This window comes from Prescottella sp. R16 (genome assembly GCF_030656875.1).
GTDB lineage: Bacteria > Actinomycetota > Actinomycetes > Mycobacteriales > Mycobacteriaceae > Prescottella.
In genome coordinates this window covers 4,003,767-4,017,098 of record NZ_CP130943.1, presented here as the reverse complement: position 1 = coordinate 4,017,098, position 13,332 = coordinate 4,003,767, and the positions used below count along the sequence as shown (strand labels likewise).

Sequence of the window (13,332 nt, the reverse complement as noted above, 5' to 3'; positions counted from 1 at the left end):
ATCAGGGAGTGGCTTCGGCGGTGCGGCGGGGGACGCTGGCGGCCGCGACGAGGGCTGCGAGGAGGGCGATGGCGCCGAGGACGAGGTAGGCGTGGGCGTAGCTGCCGGTCCAGTTCGATAGGGCGGTGCCGGCCCAGGGGGCGAGTGCCATGACGATGACGATGGGGGCGGACATCAGGCCGTTGAGGCGGCCGTAGTGGGTGGCGCCCCACCGGTCGGTGATGGCGGTGGCTTGGACGAGGGTGAACAGTCCCCGGATCAGTCCGGCGCCGATCGCGACGGTGATCAGGGTGGCGACCGTGGCCACGATGCCCAGCAGTGCGGTGCTGACGGCGGTGGCGGCGAGGACGCCGATAGCCCGGCTGCGAGCCGAGGTACGGGCCGCGAGGGGCAGGTAGCCGATGCGGCCGAGGAGCTGTCCCGCGCCGCTCAATCCCAAGGTCAGGGCCGCCAGGGACGGGGAGAAGCCTTGTTCGGTGAGCAGCGGGACGAGGTTGAACACGCCGGCGAACGCGGCGAACGCTCCGAGGCTCAGGGCGACGACGAGCGCGAGGAACGCGGGGCTGCGAGAGGCGTCGCGGTGATCGGCCGTATCTCCGTGTGCCGGTGCCGGCGGGTGCGGCCACCGGCCACGCAGCCCCCACAGGTGGGCGGGGATGGTGATGATGGCGAGGACCGCGGCGAGGACGAGATAGGTGTCGCGCCAGTCGGTTCGCTCGACCAAAGTGGCGGCGAGCGGGGCGAAGACGGTGCTCGCCAGGCCTGCGGCGAGGGTGAGGATCATCAGCGCCTTGACGTAGCTGTCGCCGTACCAGCGTGTCAGGGCCGCGAACGCGGGCGGGTAGAGCACGGCGCCCATCGCGATGCCGGCGAGGATCCAGCCGGCGTAGAACGTCGGCAGGTTGTGTGCGGTCGCGATGAGAAGCAGTGCGGGCACGGCGAGTACGGAGCCGGCGGTCATGATGGCGCGCGGGCCGATGCGGTCGATGATCCGGCCGACGGGGATGCCGGTGAATGCGGCGGCGAGCTGGCCGATCGAGAACGCGGCCATGATCGTCTGCAAGGACCAGCCGGTGTCGTCGGTGATCGACACCGACAGCACGGGGAACGCGTAGTAGAGGATTCCCCAGCTGGTGATCTCCGTCAGGCACAGGATCGCCAAGACCCGCCGCAGACCGGCCGCGGGAAGGGTGTCGGTCTGCGGCGGGGTCTTGGTGTCCGTCATCGGGCTAGCGTGCCCCGCCGGGTGCGGTCAGGGTCACCAACTCCGGCTGCGGCGCGCCGCAGCAGCCGCCCTCGTCGGCGTCGGCGTCGGGCTCGTCGAATACCCCTGCGCCGCCGCAGACCCCGGTTTCGGGGAGGATCAGCTCGACGCGGGCGGCGGCCTCGTGGTCACCGGCGATGGCGGCGGCGATGCTGCGGACCTGCTCGTAGCCGGTCATGGCCAGGAACGTCGGTGCGCGGCCGTAGCTCTTCATGCCGGCCAGGTAGAAGCCGGGTTCGGGGTGGCTGAGTTCCTTGGCGCCGTGCGGGTAGACGGTGCCGCAGGAGTGCACGTTCGGGTCGATCAGCGGGGCCAGCTCGGTCGGGGCTTGCAGGACCGGGTCGAGGCCGAGGCGGATCTCCGAGAGGAAGGACAGCTCGGGCCGGAACCCGGTGAGCACCACGACGCGGTCGATGGTGTCGACTCGCTGACCGTTGTCGGAGGTCAGGGCAACCTGGTTCTGGTCTGCGGGTTCGACTGCGGCGGTGCGGAAGCCGGTGACGACGTTCAGCAGGCCGTCGTCGACGGCCTGCTTCGCCTTCAGGCCCAGGGCGCCGCGGGCGGGCAGCTGGTCGGATTCGCCGCCACCGAACGTGGAGGCGACGTCGCCGCGGCGCAGGATCCAGGTGATCCGAGTGCCGGGTGCTTCCTTCTCGAGCGCGGCGAGAGCAACGATGGCGTTCAGTGCCGAGTGGCCGCCGCCGGCGATCGCGGTGTGCTTGCCCGCGTACTGCGCGCGCACTTCCCGGTCGTCGAGGTCCGGGACGCGGTAGGAGATGACGTCGGCCGCAGCCTTCTCCCCGAGTGCGGGCAGGCCTTCGCCGCCGAGCGGGTTCGGGCTGCCCCAGGTGCCGGAGGCGTCGATGACCGCCTGCGCAAGTACACGGTCCTCGGTGCCGTCGGCGCGGCGGATGTGCACGGACAGCGGTTCGGTGTCGCGGCCGGAGTCGACGACGAGGTCGCGGCCGCGGCGGGCGACGCCGACGACCTCGGTGCCGAACTGCACGGCGTCACCGAGCGCGGCGGCGAGCGGGGCGAGGTAGTCGCGGACCCACTCCTGCCCGGTCAGGTACGCCTCATCGTCGGGGGCATTCCAGCCGGTCTGGTCGAGCAGGCGGCGGGCGGCAGGGTCGATGACCTCGGCCCAGCGGGAGAACAGTCGCACGTGGTTCCACTCGGCCACTGCAGCTCCTGCGCGGGGGCCCTGCTCGAAGACCAGCGGGGTGAGCTGGCGTTCGCGCAGTTCGGCGGCGGCGGCCAGACCGATGGGTCCGGCACCGATCACGACGACGGGCAAGTCGTTCATCATTCGACCTTTCATCGATGTTCTTCGATCAATGCCAGAGTATCGATGGTCATCGATGAATGCAACCATCGATGTCGATCGATATACTCGGGTCATGGTTACGTCCACTGAGTCCGCCGAGTGCCGTGTCCCGTCCCGCGCTGGTGCCGGGCATCCGTCGGCCGGTCTAGCGGCCGAGGACGCGGCCACCTACGCCGGTTGGTTCGCCTGCCTGGCCGAACCGACCCGTGTTCGGCTGCTCCACGAGGTCGCCAGCACCCCGGCCGGGGTCAGCATCGGGGAGCTGGCCACCCGGCTGGGCATCGGTCAGCCGACCATCTCGCACCACGTCCGCAAGCTCGCCGACGTCGGCTTCGTGACCGTCCACAAGGACGGCACCAGCTCGGTCGTGGTGGTCAACCCGGCGTGCTGCACCGGCCTGCCGAGCGCGGCCGACGCGGTCATGGGCCTGCTCACCCAGCGCCCGTGCTGCCCGGACGATCTCCCCGGCGACGTCACCGTGCGGCCGATGACCGACGAGGACTGGCCGGCAGTGCGCCGCATCTACGGCGACGCCATCGCCACAGGTCTCACTACCTTCGCCACCGAGGTGCCGCCGCGGAAGGCGCTGGACACCCAGTGGCTCCCGGATCACCGGTGGGTCGCCGAGATCGACGGCACCGTCGTCGGCTGGGCCGCTCTGACCCCGGCGTCGCCGCACGAGCGCTTCCGCGGAGTCGCCGAGAACACGGTCTGTGTCGCCGACGGCTGGCGCGGTCGCGGCGTCGGCAAAGCCCTGCTCCGGACGCAGGTGATCGCCGCCGATCAGGCCGGCCTGTGGACGCTGCAGACCTCGGTCTTCCCGGAGAATCGGGCGGCGATCGCGCTGCACCACTCGGCCGGGTTCCGCACCGTCGGTGTCCGCGAACGCATCGCCCAGCTCGGCGGCGAGTGGCGCGACACCGTCCTGCTCGAACGGCGATCCGAGGCCGGGGCCGCCGACTGCGCAGAGTGCTGACGGCCGTGGACATCGAGCTGCTCTACTTCGACGACTGCCCCAACTGGCAGATTGCCCGGGATCGGATCGCCGAGGCGCTCGCTGAGACCGGGAACGCCGGCACGCCGATCGTGCTCCGGGCGATCGACACCCCGGACGAGGCGGAACGCGAAGCGTTTCCTGGTTCGCCCACCATCCGCATCGACGGAGTCGACGCCTGCGGGCCGACCACCGGGGTGGGGCTGACCTGCAGGGTCTACCACACCCCCGACGGCCCGGCCGGGGCACCGACAGTGACCGACCTCGTCGCGGCGCTCTGCCGGGCGGAGCTGCGGCAACGACGCTGAGGTCCGGCACTCAGTCCAGATCAGCGTTTCCGTGGCCAAAGCAACACGCGATCTAGCAGCAGCCCGTCATCGGCGTGCACGCGCGCATCTCACATGTTCCGTTCGCCATCATCACCTGACAGGCCCACCAGGCCTGCAGATTCGTCAGCCAGTTCTCCATGTCCTCACCTGATCTCCAGCCCCTCTAACATCGTAGTTCACCGGTTATCATCGCCGTATGACGATTGATAGTGCGGATGGGTGCCTGGCATCGAGGGGTACCGGCTCGACCCTCGACGCTGCAGTGGCGCTGTTCCACAGCCTCTCGGACGGGACCCGGCTGGCGATCGTGCGCCGCCTCGCTGCGGGCGAGGCTCGGGTGGCGGATCTGGTCGGCGAGCTGGGGTTGGCGCAGTCGACGGTGTCGGCGCATGTGGCGTGTCTGCGGGACTGCGGACTGGTGATCGGCCGCCCGCAGGGGCGGCAGGTGTTCTATGCGCTGGCCCGGCCGGAGTTGATGGATCTACTCGCCTCGGCGGAGACGCTGCTGGCGGCGACCGGGAACGCGGTCGCGTTGTGTCCGAACTACGGCACCGACGCCGAGGAGAAGTCGTGAGCGACGCGTGCGGCTGCGGCCACGACGAACCACGCCCCGAAGGCGAGGAAGAACACGAGCCCGAAAAGGTCTGGCACATCACCGAGATCCGCGCCGCCGCCGCGGCCGGCGTGCTGCTGGTCGCGGCGCTGATCGTCCGCGTGACCGGCGGAGCCGATGCTCTCGGCGTGGGGCTCGAGGCGGCCGCTCTGATCGTCGCCGGCTACACGTTCGTCCCGTCCACGCTCAAGCGACTGGCCAAGGGCAAGATCGGCGTCGGAACCCTGATGACGATCGCCGCCGTCGGCGCGGTCCTGCTCGGCGAGGTCGGCGAGGCCGCCATGCTCGCGTTCCTGTTCGCGATCAGCGAGGGACTCGAAGAGTACGCGGTCACCCGCACCCGCCGCGGACTGCGATCCCTGTTGTCCCTGGTCCCGGACACCGCCACGGTGCTCCGCTGCGGCCGCGAGGAGACCGTCCCGCCGGCCGAGCTCGCTCTCGGCGAGATCATGATCGTCAAGCCCGGGGTGCGGATCGCTACCGACGGCGTCATCCGCACCGGACGCACCGCCCTGGACACCTCCGCGATCACCGGCGAATCGGTGCCCGTCGAAGCAGGCCCCGGGGACGAGGTGTTCGCCGGGTCGATCAACGGCACCGGCGTCCTCGAGGTCGAGGTCACCGCTGGCGCGCAAGACAACTCGCTGGCCAAGATCGTGCGGATCGTCGAGGCCGAGCAGTCCCGCAAGGGCGAGGCGCAGCGCCTGGCCGACAAGATAGCCAAGCCGCTCGTCCCGGCCGTGATGGTCGCGGCCGCGGTCATCGCCGCCGTCGGCAGCCTGGCCGGGGATCCGCGGGTGTGGATCGAACGTGCCCTCGTGGTGCTCGTCGCCGCCTCACCGTGCGCGCTGGCGATCGCGATCCCCGTCACGGTCGTCGCTGCAATCGGCGCCGCGTCCAAGCTCGGAGTCCTGGTCAAGGGCGGTGCCGCCCTCGAAGCGCTCGGCCGCATCCGCACCGTCGCGTTGGACAAGACCGGCACCCTCACCCGCAATCAGCCCGTCGTGATCGACGTCGCCGCCGCTAACGGCGCCACCCGCGACGATGTTCTCGCGGTGGCCGCGGCGTTGGAGGCCCGCAGCGAACACCCGCTGGCCCGAGCGATTCTCGCCGCCGTCGACCACTACGTGCCCGCCGACGATGTCGATGCCGTGACCGGCGCCGGACTGACCGGCCGCATCGACGGCGCACCGGTTCGGCTCGGTCGACCCGGCTGGATCGACCCCGGCCCCCTCGCCACCGACATCGAACGGATGCAGCACGCCGGCGCCACCGCGGTCCTGATCGAACGCGCCGGAACCGTGATCGGGGCGGTCGCCGTCCGCGACGAACTCCGCCCCGAGGCCCGCGAGGTGATCGCCGGCCTGCGCCGTGACGGCTACCAGGTCGCGATGCTCACCGGCGACAACGACCGCACCGCCCGCGCCCTGGCCGCCGACGTCGGCATCGACGAAGTGCACGCCGACCTGCGCCCCGAGGACAAAGCCCGCATCGTCGAAACTCTCCGTGCTGCTCGTCCGACCGCGATGGTCGGCGACGGAGTCAACGACGCACCCGCCCTCGCTACCGCCGACCTCGGTATCGCGATGGGCGCGATGGGCACCGACGTGGCGATCGAGACTGCCGACGTCGCTCTGATGGGCGAGGACCTGCGCCACCTACCTCAGGCGCTGCACCACGCGCGCCGGTCTCGGACGATCATGCTGCAGAACGTCGGCCTGTCCCTGGCGATCATCACCGTCTTGATGCCGCTCGCCCTGTTCGGTGTCCTCGGCCTGGCCGCGGTCGTCCTCGTCCACGAAGTCGCCGAGATCGTCGTCATCGCCAACGGCGTCCGCGCCGGACGCGCCCGTACCCTCACCGCGGCCACACCATCGGCGATCACGCGCGAACCGATCGCCGGAGCTCGGTCATGACCTCCGCCGAGCCCACCACCTCGATCTCAGCCAGGTGGCGCCGCGGCCGCCGCACCCTCGTCATCGGCGCATTGCTCCTCGAATCCAACGAGGACCACGCACCATGACCCGCATACCCGAGCACCTGCGCAACGCCCACACCGCGGAAGGTCTGGGTGAACGTGGGCGCGCTCGTCGTCGGTCCCTTATCGGACGAGTGTGGTCAGTCGTCGAAGTCGAGTTGGGCGACTGCAGCTTTGGCAGTGCGTCCGACACCGAGGATGGTCGCCGAGCCGGGACCGGTCCAGTCGCCGTAGCCAAGCAGGTGCAGGCGGGGCTCCTTGAGCGCCTTCGTGCCCGAGACGGCGATCGTGCCGTCGTGCTCTCGTAGCCGCAGCGGACGCAGGTGGGCCAGGGCGGGCCGAAAGCCGGTGGCCCACACGATGACATCCGCGTGCTGCTCGAGGTCTCCCCAGGCCACGCCGTCTCGGGTGAGGCGGTCGAACATTGGTAGCGCCTGTAGGACACCGCGATCGCGGGCCTCGCGCACTTCGGGAACCATCACGATGTCGCCGAGCGACGCGGGTCCGCCGGGATCGGGTTTCCCGGCGGCGATGGCCGTGGCACGCTCGGACGCGACCTGGAACAGCACCCGCCCGTCGACGTCGTCGGCGAGGAAGCGGGGTGGCCGGGTCGTCACCCACGTGGTGGCGGCTGCGGTGGAGATTTCGGCGACGAGCTGGGCGGCGGAGTTGCCGCCACCGACGATCACCACCCGGGCGCCCGTGAAGTCCGACGGCTGCCGGTAGTCGACGGTGTGGAGTTGGCGGCCGGTGAACTCCCGCGCACCCGGGTAGAGCGGCCAGAACGGTTGCTGCCAGGTGCCGGTCGCGCTGATCACCCGTCGGGCCCGCCAGATCTCGTGGTTCGTGGTGACGGCGAGGTGCTGCCCGTCGCGGTCCACACCGGTGACCCGGACGGGCCGCTCGATCGGCAGGTCGTAGCGCTCCTCGTAGGCGGTGAAGTAGTCGACCACGTGCGAGGCGGGCGGGAATCCGTTGTCCCAGGGCGGCATGGGCCATCCCGGCAGGGCCGCGAACTCCGCCGGGGAGAACAGCCGCAGCGACGGCCAGGTGCGCGGCCACGCCCCGCCCGGTACCGGTTGGTCGTCGAGGATCACGAACCGGCGCCCGGCTCGCCGCAGGTAGTAGCCCGCGGCGAGCCCGGCCTGACCGCCACCGATCACGACCACATCCATGTCGGTCACCGATTGCTGCTCCATCACGCTCAGCCGGCGGCGGTGATCGTCTGGCAGTCGGACATGGCCGCATCAGTACTCATGAGTGCCTTCCGTGCCGCCCCGCAGGGACGACGAGAGGGGACGTTCCCGGTCAGGGGCGGGCGGGTTCGGTGGTCAGTTCGGCGATCAGCGCCTCGACGCGCACTCGAATCTCGTCGCGGATCGGCCGGACGGCGTCGACGCCCTGGCCGGCCGGGTCGTCGAGGGTCCAGTCGCGGTAGGACTTTCCGGGGAAGACCGGGCAGGTGTCGCCACAGCCCATCGTGATCACCACATCCGAGGCCTGCACGGCGTCGGCGGTGAGGATCTTCGGGGACTGGGTGGAGATGTCGATACCGATCTCGGCCATCGCTTCCACCGCGGCCGGGTTGACCTGGTCTGCCGGGGCGCTGCCTGCGGAGCGGACCTCGATCCGGTCACCGGCCAGTGCGGTGAGGAATCCGGCGGCCATCTGGGAGCGGCCGGCGTTGTGGACGCAGACGAACAGGACCGACGGCGTGGTGTTCGGGGATGCGGTGGTCATCGAGAACCTTTCGGAAGCAAGGGAAGTCGGTCGTGCGATTACGAGGGAAGCTGCGTGGGCGCCGGGGTGCGGGTGAAGCGTTTGCGGAGCGCGAGGGAGACGTAGACGAGGCCGACCAGGATCGGCACTTCGATCAGCGGGCCGACCACACCGGCGAGGGCTTGCCCGGAGGTGGCGCCGTAGGTGGCGATGGCGACCGCGATGGCGAGCTCGAAGTTGTTGCCCGCGGCGGTGAACGCGAGGGTGGTGGTGCGTTCGTAGCCGAGGCCCATTGCGGCGCCGAGGGCGTAGCCGCCGCCCCACATGAGCGCGAAGTATGCCAGCAGCGGGATCGCGATCCGGACCACATCGAGGGGTTGCGAGGTGATCTGCTCGCCCTGCAACGCGAAGAGGATCACGATGGTGAACAGCAGCCCGTAGAGCGCCCACGGCCCGATCTTCGGCAGGAACCGCTCCTCGTACCACTCGCGGCCCTTGGCCTTCTCTCCGTAGTGGCGGGTGAGGAATCCGGCGAGCAGGGGGATGCCGAGGAAGATCAGCACCGATTTCGCGATCTGCCACGGGGAGGTGTCGATGGTGGTCTGCTCGAGCCCGAGCCAGCCGGGCAGGACCGAGAGGTAGAACCAGCCGAGCACGGCGAACATGATCACCTGGAACACGGAGTTGATCGCGACCAGCACGGCGGCGGCCTCGCGGTCGCCGCAGGCGAGGTCGTTCCAGATGATGACCATCGCGATGCAGCGGGCGAGGCCGACGATGATCAGCCCGGTCCGGTACTCGGGCAGGTCGGGTAGGAAGATCCACGCGAGGGCGAACATCAGCGCCGGCCCGAGCACCCAGTTCAGCAGCAGGGAGCCGAGCAGCAGACGCCGGTCGCCGGTGACGGTGTCGAGTCGGTCGTAGCGCACCTTCGCCAGCACCGGATACATCATGATCAGAAGGCCGAGCGCGATCGGCAGGGAGATGCCGTCGAGTTCCACCGATGACAGGGTGTCGCCGAGGCCGGGAATCATCCGGCCCAGCAGCAGCCCGGCGGCCATCGCGACGCCGATCCACACGGCGAGGAACCGGTCCAGGGTCGAGAGCTTGCCGACGACAGCGGGAGGGGTGGTCGTCTCGGTCACCGAGCCACCTCCACGACTGCGGCTTCCGACACACAGGCCGAGCCTTCGACGACGCCGGATTCCGGTGACAGCACCGCCGAGAGCTGCGCGAGCGCGGACGGGATCACCCGGTAGTACACCCAGGTGCCACGCCGCTCGCAGTCGAGCAGGCCGGCCTCACGCAACACCTTCAGATGGTGGGAGATCGTCGGCTGCGACAGCTCGAACGCCGGCGAGATGTCACACACGCAACTCTCGCCGTTCTCGTGGCTGGCGATCAGACTCAGCATCCGCAGACGCACCGGATCCCCGAGCGCCTTGAACATCCGGGCCAGGTCAGAGGCCCAATCCGAGGTCAACGGCTCCCGCGTGAGCGGCGAGCAGCAGGCCTCGACCCCACTCGACGATTGATTCGACATGTGTCTATATTGACTCTTATCGATTCAACTCGTCAACCGAACGGCCGGTGAACACGGCCACCCCGGAAGGATCCGAGCGTGAACAAACCTTCGGTGCTGTTCGTCTGCGTGAAGAACGGCGGCAAGTCCCAGATGGCGGCCGGGCTGATGCGCAAGGCCGCCGGCGACGCGGTCGAGGTGCACTCGGCCGGCACCAAGCCCGGATCCGCGGTCAACGCCCTGTCCGCGCAGTCGCTCCTCGAGGTCGGCGTGGACATCACCGCCGAGACCCCGAAGGCGATCGACCCGCAGCTGCTGCGGGCAGTCGACGTGGTGGTCACCCTCGGACGCGAGGCCCACGTCGATCCCGTCCCGGGGACCCGGTTCGAGAACTGGGACACCGACGAGCCGTCCGAACGCGGCATCGACGGCATCGAACGCATGCGCCTGGTCCGTGACGACATCGCCGCCCGCGTCGAGCAGCTCGCCGGCCAGCTCACCGCCCCTACCCACCCTTGAAAACTGGAGGACCCCCTGATGACCCGTATCGAGGTTTTCGAGCCCGCACTGTGCTGCAACACCGGAGTGTGCGGCGACGACGTCGACCAGGCCCTGGTCACCTTCACCGCCGACATGGACTGGATCAACTCCCAGGGCGGCGACGTCGCCCGCTTCAACCTCGCCAATGCGCCGCTCGCCTTCGCCGAGCGGGAGCCGGTCAAGGCGTTCCTGCAGCTCTCCGGCTCCGAGGGCCTGCCCCTCGTCCTCGTCGACGGCGTCACCGCCGTCACCGGCCGCTACCCCGACCGTGCACAGCTCGCCAAGTGGGCCGGGCTCGCCGCCGAGCCGGTGGCCGCGCCCGCCGGGATCCAGATGCTCGGCCTCGCCGACACCACCGATGCCGGATCCTGCTGCGGCGACGGCCCGGACAACACCAGCTGCTGCTGAAAGGTCGACCCATGAAGTTCCTCGACGGTGCACCGCGGTTCCTGTTCTTCACCGGCAAGGGTGGGGTCGGGAAGACCTCGATCGCATGCGCCTCCGCCGTCACCCTCACCCGTGAGGGCAAGAAGGTCCTGCTCGTGAGTACCGACCCTGCCTCCAACGTGGGGCAGGTCTTCGGGCTCAGCATCGGCAACACCATCACCGACGTCCCCGCCGTCCCGGGACTCTCGGCGCTCGAGATCGACCCCGAACAGGCCGCCGACGCGTACCGCGAACGCATCATCGGCCCCGTCCGCGGGCTGCTCCCCGAGAAGGAACTCGCGTCGATCACCGAACAGCTCTCCGGGTCGTGCACCACCGAGATCGCCTCGTTCAACGAGTTCACCGCGCTGCTCACCGACGAGACCACGATCGCCGGGTTCGACCACGTCCTGTTCGACACCGCCCCCACCGGCCACACCATCCGCCTGCTGCAGCTGCCCGGGTCGTGGACCGACTTCCTCGACGACGGCAAGGGCGACGCCTCCTGCCTCGGCCCGCTGTCCGGGCTCGAGAAGCAGCGCACCATCTACGCCGGCGCCGTCGCCGCCCTGGCCGACCCGCAGCGCACCCGCCTCGTGCTGGTCGCCCGGCCGCAGCGCTCCCCGCTGGCCGAGATCGACCGCACCCACACCGAACTCGCCGACATCGGACTGGCCGAGCAGCACGTCGTCATCAACGGAGTCCTCCCCGCACCCGACCGCGGCGACGAGCTGGCCGCCGCAATCTACGACCGTGAACAGGCCGCCCTCGCCGCGCTACCGACCGACCTGCGGAAGCTGCCCCTCGACCAGGTCGAGCTCAAGGCCACCAACATGGTCGGCATCGATGCCCTGGGCGCCCTGTTCACCTCCGAGACGAACACCCCTCCGGCGCACCAGGATTCCGCAGCCGTCGCGGTTCCGGATGCGCCGCTGTCCGCGCTCGTCGACGAACTCGCCGCCGACGACCACGGCCTGATCATGTGCATGGGCAAGGGCGGGGTCGGGAAGACCACCATCGCCGCCGCGGTTGCCGTTGCGCTCGCCGAGCGCGGCCACCAGGTGCACCTGACCACTACCGACCCGGCCGCGCACCTCACCGACACCCTCGCCGGCAGTCTCGAGAACCTGACCGTCTCGCGGATCGACCCGGCCGAGGCCACCGCCGCGTATCGGGACCGGGTCCTGACCAGCAAGGGCGCCACCCTCGACGAGCAGGGCCGCGCCAACCTCGCCGAAGACCTCAAGTCGCCGTGCACCGAGGAAGTCGCTGTCTTCCAGGCCTTCTCCCGCATCATCCACGAATCTCGACGGCACTTCGTCGTCGTCGACACCGCCCCCACCGGCCACACCCTGCTGCTGCTCGACGCCACCGGCTCCTACCACCGCGAGATCGCCCGCCAGATGGGCGAGAACACGAACTTCACCACCCCGCTCATGCGGCTGCAGAACCCCGACGAGACCAAGATCCTCATCGTCACCCTCGCCGAAACCACACCCCGCCTCGAAGCTGAAGGCCTCCACGCCGACCTTCAACGCGCCGGCATCCACCCCTGGGCCTGGGTGGTCAACAACTCCATCGCCGCAGCCCGCCCCACGTCACCGCTGCTCCAACGACGCGCCACTACCGAGCTCGACGAGATCGACGACATCACCAGCACACACAACCGACATGCAGTCGTCCCGATGCTGCCCACCGAACCCATCGGAATCGGTGCCCTCGGTTCACTCACCCAAGCCTGAGAGCCCTCAACGAACCCAGGCTGAAGGACGGTATCTTGTCACGCGCCGTCCGCCGCGAATTCCCTTGCCGCGGAGAGTACGAGGGCTCGTGCACGGTCGGGACGCTCATCCCGTAGCACTTTCGCGGGTGGGTGGTCTCCGAGGCCGGGGTTGCGTCCCTGGAACCAGGTTTGGGCGACGGCGGGGCTGTCTCGTTCGGTGAGTAGCTGGGCGGCTTCGAGTGTGACGTGGAGACGGTCGAGGATGGTCCCGGCGGGGAGTGCGCTGATTCCGTCTGCCCATTCGCGGACTGTGCGCGTGTCGGTTTCGGCGAGGTATGCAACGAGTCTCGCACCGAGAAGTGATCGCAGTTCGGTGATGAGTGCTCGCCCTGCGGCTTCGGTGGTGGACCGTGACCCGACCATGATGCTGGTCTCCGTCCGGTCATCGTGATGCTTGTGGGCATATGTGGCGTCGATTTCTCGGCGCCACATCTATGCCTGACCCCGCTTTGTATGACCCCGAGGTGTCGTGCCGTTGGGGTCGCGAGGCGCGCTACACCACTGCTGTAGTGCTTCGGGCTACGGTGCTTACCGTTCGGCCCGCGCCCTCAATTCTAGGCGTGAGGGTCCGCCGTGGACAGGCCCATGACAAGGCTGGGCGCGCACTTCGGCTGCCGTGGCATGGATGAGTATTCGACCGTTTCATCGCTGGTCGGTGAGGGTTACCGTGGTTGTAATGCCACCTGAATACCGCTGACCCGTTCTGCGTCTGTCGGAACGTGGGGAGATGTTCGCCTATTGCAGGTGGTGGTTCTCGGAGCGGTTTTCACACACAGAGGGACCCCGAGTCGACTTCGGTGTCCCTCAAATGTGTCAGCCAGGATCCTTGGTTGGATC

13 protein-coding genes are annotated in these 13,332 nt (G+C 69.4%); 7 read left to right on the top strand and 6 right to left on the bottom strand.

Annotated elements, in window-relative coordinates; translation table 11 throughout:
• Window position 1 precedes the first annotated feature (1 nt).
• Window positions 2–1,225 carry an MFS transporter gene (locus Q5696_RS18795; RefSeq protein WP_305092763.1) on the bottom strand — a complete coding sequence of 408 codons (1,224 nt, stop codon included), beginning with the start codon at window positions 1,223–1,225 and terminating at the stop codon, window positions 2–4.
• Between the two features lie 4 nt (window positions 1,226–1,229).
• Entirely contained in the window at window positions 1,230–2,570 is a 1,341-nt protein-coding gene (locus Q5696_RS18790) for an NAD(P)-binding domain-containing protein (protein ID WP_305092762.1), read from the bottom strand.
• A 94-nt stretch (window positions 2,571–2,664) separates the two neighbouring features.
• Here Q5696_RS18790 and Q5696_RS18785 point away from each other — a divergent pair, with 94 nt between their 5' ends.
• The 4 genes from Q5696_RS18785 to Q5696_RS18770 all read left to right on the top strand — a co-directional run bounded on the left by Q5696_RS18785 (window position 2,665) and on the right by Q5696_RS18770 (window position 6,443).
• Window positions 2,665–3,567 (top strand): GNAT family N-acetyltransferase, encoded by a 903-nt coding sequence (locus Q5696_RS18785; RefSeq protein ID WP_305092761.1) that lies wholly within the window; start codon window positions 2,665–2,667, stop codon window positions 3,565–3,567.
• Window positions 3,561–3,893 (top strand): thioredoxin family protein, encoded by a 333-nt coding sequence (locus Q5696_RS18780; protein WP_305092760.1) that lies wholly within the window; start codon window positions 3,561–3,563, stop codon window positions 3,891–3,893. Before Q5696_RS18785 ends, Q5696_RS18780 begins: the two co-directional genes overlap by 7 nt.
• A 217-nt stretch (window positions 3,894–4,110) precedes the next feature.
• A complete protein-coding gene (locus Q5696_RS18775; protein WP_305092759.1) occupies window positions 4,111–4,488 on the top strand; it encodes an ArsR/SmtB family transcription factor in 378 nt (125 codons plus the stop codon).
• Window positions 4,485–6,443: a heavy metal translocating P-type ATPase gene (locus tag Q5696_RS18770; protein WP_305092758.1), complete on the top strand. Its 1,959-nt coding sequence runs from the start codon at window positions 4,485–4,487 to the stop codon at window positions 6,441–6,443. The genes Q5696_RS18775 and Q5696_RS18770 overlap by 4 nt, the downstream gene beginning before the upstream one ends.
• Before the next feature lie 202 nt (window positions 6,444–6,645).
• Here the strand turns inward: Q5696_RS18770 and Q5696_RS18765 are convergent, their stop codons facing one another.
• From Q5696_RS18765 to Q5696_RS18750, 4 genes are all read right to left on the bottom strand, one after another.
• Window positions 6,646–7,680: an ArsO family NAD(P)H-dependent flavin-containing monooxygenase gene (locus Q5696_RS18765; protein WP_305095372.1), complete on the bottom strand. Its 1,035-nt coding sequence runs from the start codon at window positions 7,678–7,680 to the stop codon at window positions 6,646–6,648.
• Between the two features lie 133 nt (window positions 7,681–7,813).
• Window positions 7,814–8,245 (bottom strand): arsenate reductase ArsC, encoded by a 432-nt coding sequence (locus Q5696_RS18760; protein WP_305092757.1) that lies wholly within the window; start codon window positions 8,243–8,245, stop codon window positions 7,814–7,816.
• Window positions 8,246–8,283: 38 nt separating this feature from the next.
• Window positions 8,284–9,369, bottom strand: a complete 1,086-nt coding sequence (arsB, locus tag Q5696_RS18755) for an ACR3 family arsenite efflux transporter (protein ID WP_305091636.1) — start codon at window positions 9,367–9,369, stop codon at window positions 8,284–8,286.
• Window positions 9,366–9,767 (bottom strand): ArsR/SmtB family transcription factor, encoded by a 402-nt coding sequence (locus Q5696_RS18750; protein WP_305092756.1) that lies wholly within the window; start codon window positions 9,765–9,767, stop codon window positions 9,366–9,368. The genes arsB and Q5696_RS18750 overlap by 4 nt, the downstream gene beginning before the upstream one ends.
• Before the next feature lie 78 nt (window positions 9,768–9,845).
• Between Q5696_RS18750 and Q5696_RS18745 the strand changes: the two genes are divergently transcribed.
• Genes Q5696_RS18745 through arsA form a run of 3 tightly spaced genes read left to right on the top strand, consistent with a single transcriptional unit; the run spans window position 9,846 to window position 12,454 of the window.
• A complete protein-coding gene (locus Q5696_RS18745; protein ID WP_305092755.1) occupies window positions 9,846–10,265 on the top strand; it encodes an arsenate-mycothiol transferase ArsC in 420 nt (139 codons plus the stop codon).
• 18 nt (window positions 10,266–10,283) lie between these two features.
• The gene (gene arsD, locus Q5696_RS18740; protein WP_305092754.1) at window positions 10,284–10,694 is read left to right on the top strand and encodes an arsenite efflux transporter metallochaperone ArsD; all 411 of its coding nucleotides are present in this window, start codon (window positions 10,284–10,286) and stop codon (window positions 10,692–10,694) included.
• Window positions 10,695–10,705: 11 nt separating this feature from the next.
• Window positions 10,706–12,454 (top strand): arsenical pump-driving ATPase, encoded by a 1,749-nt coding sequence (arsA, locus tag Q5696_RS18735; protein ID WP_305092753.1) that lies wholly within the window; start codon window positions 10,706–10,708, stop codon window positions 12,452–12,454.
• The last annotated feature ends 878 nt before the right edge of the window (window positions 12,455–13,332 follow it).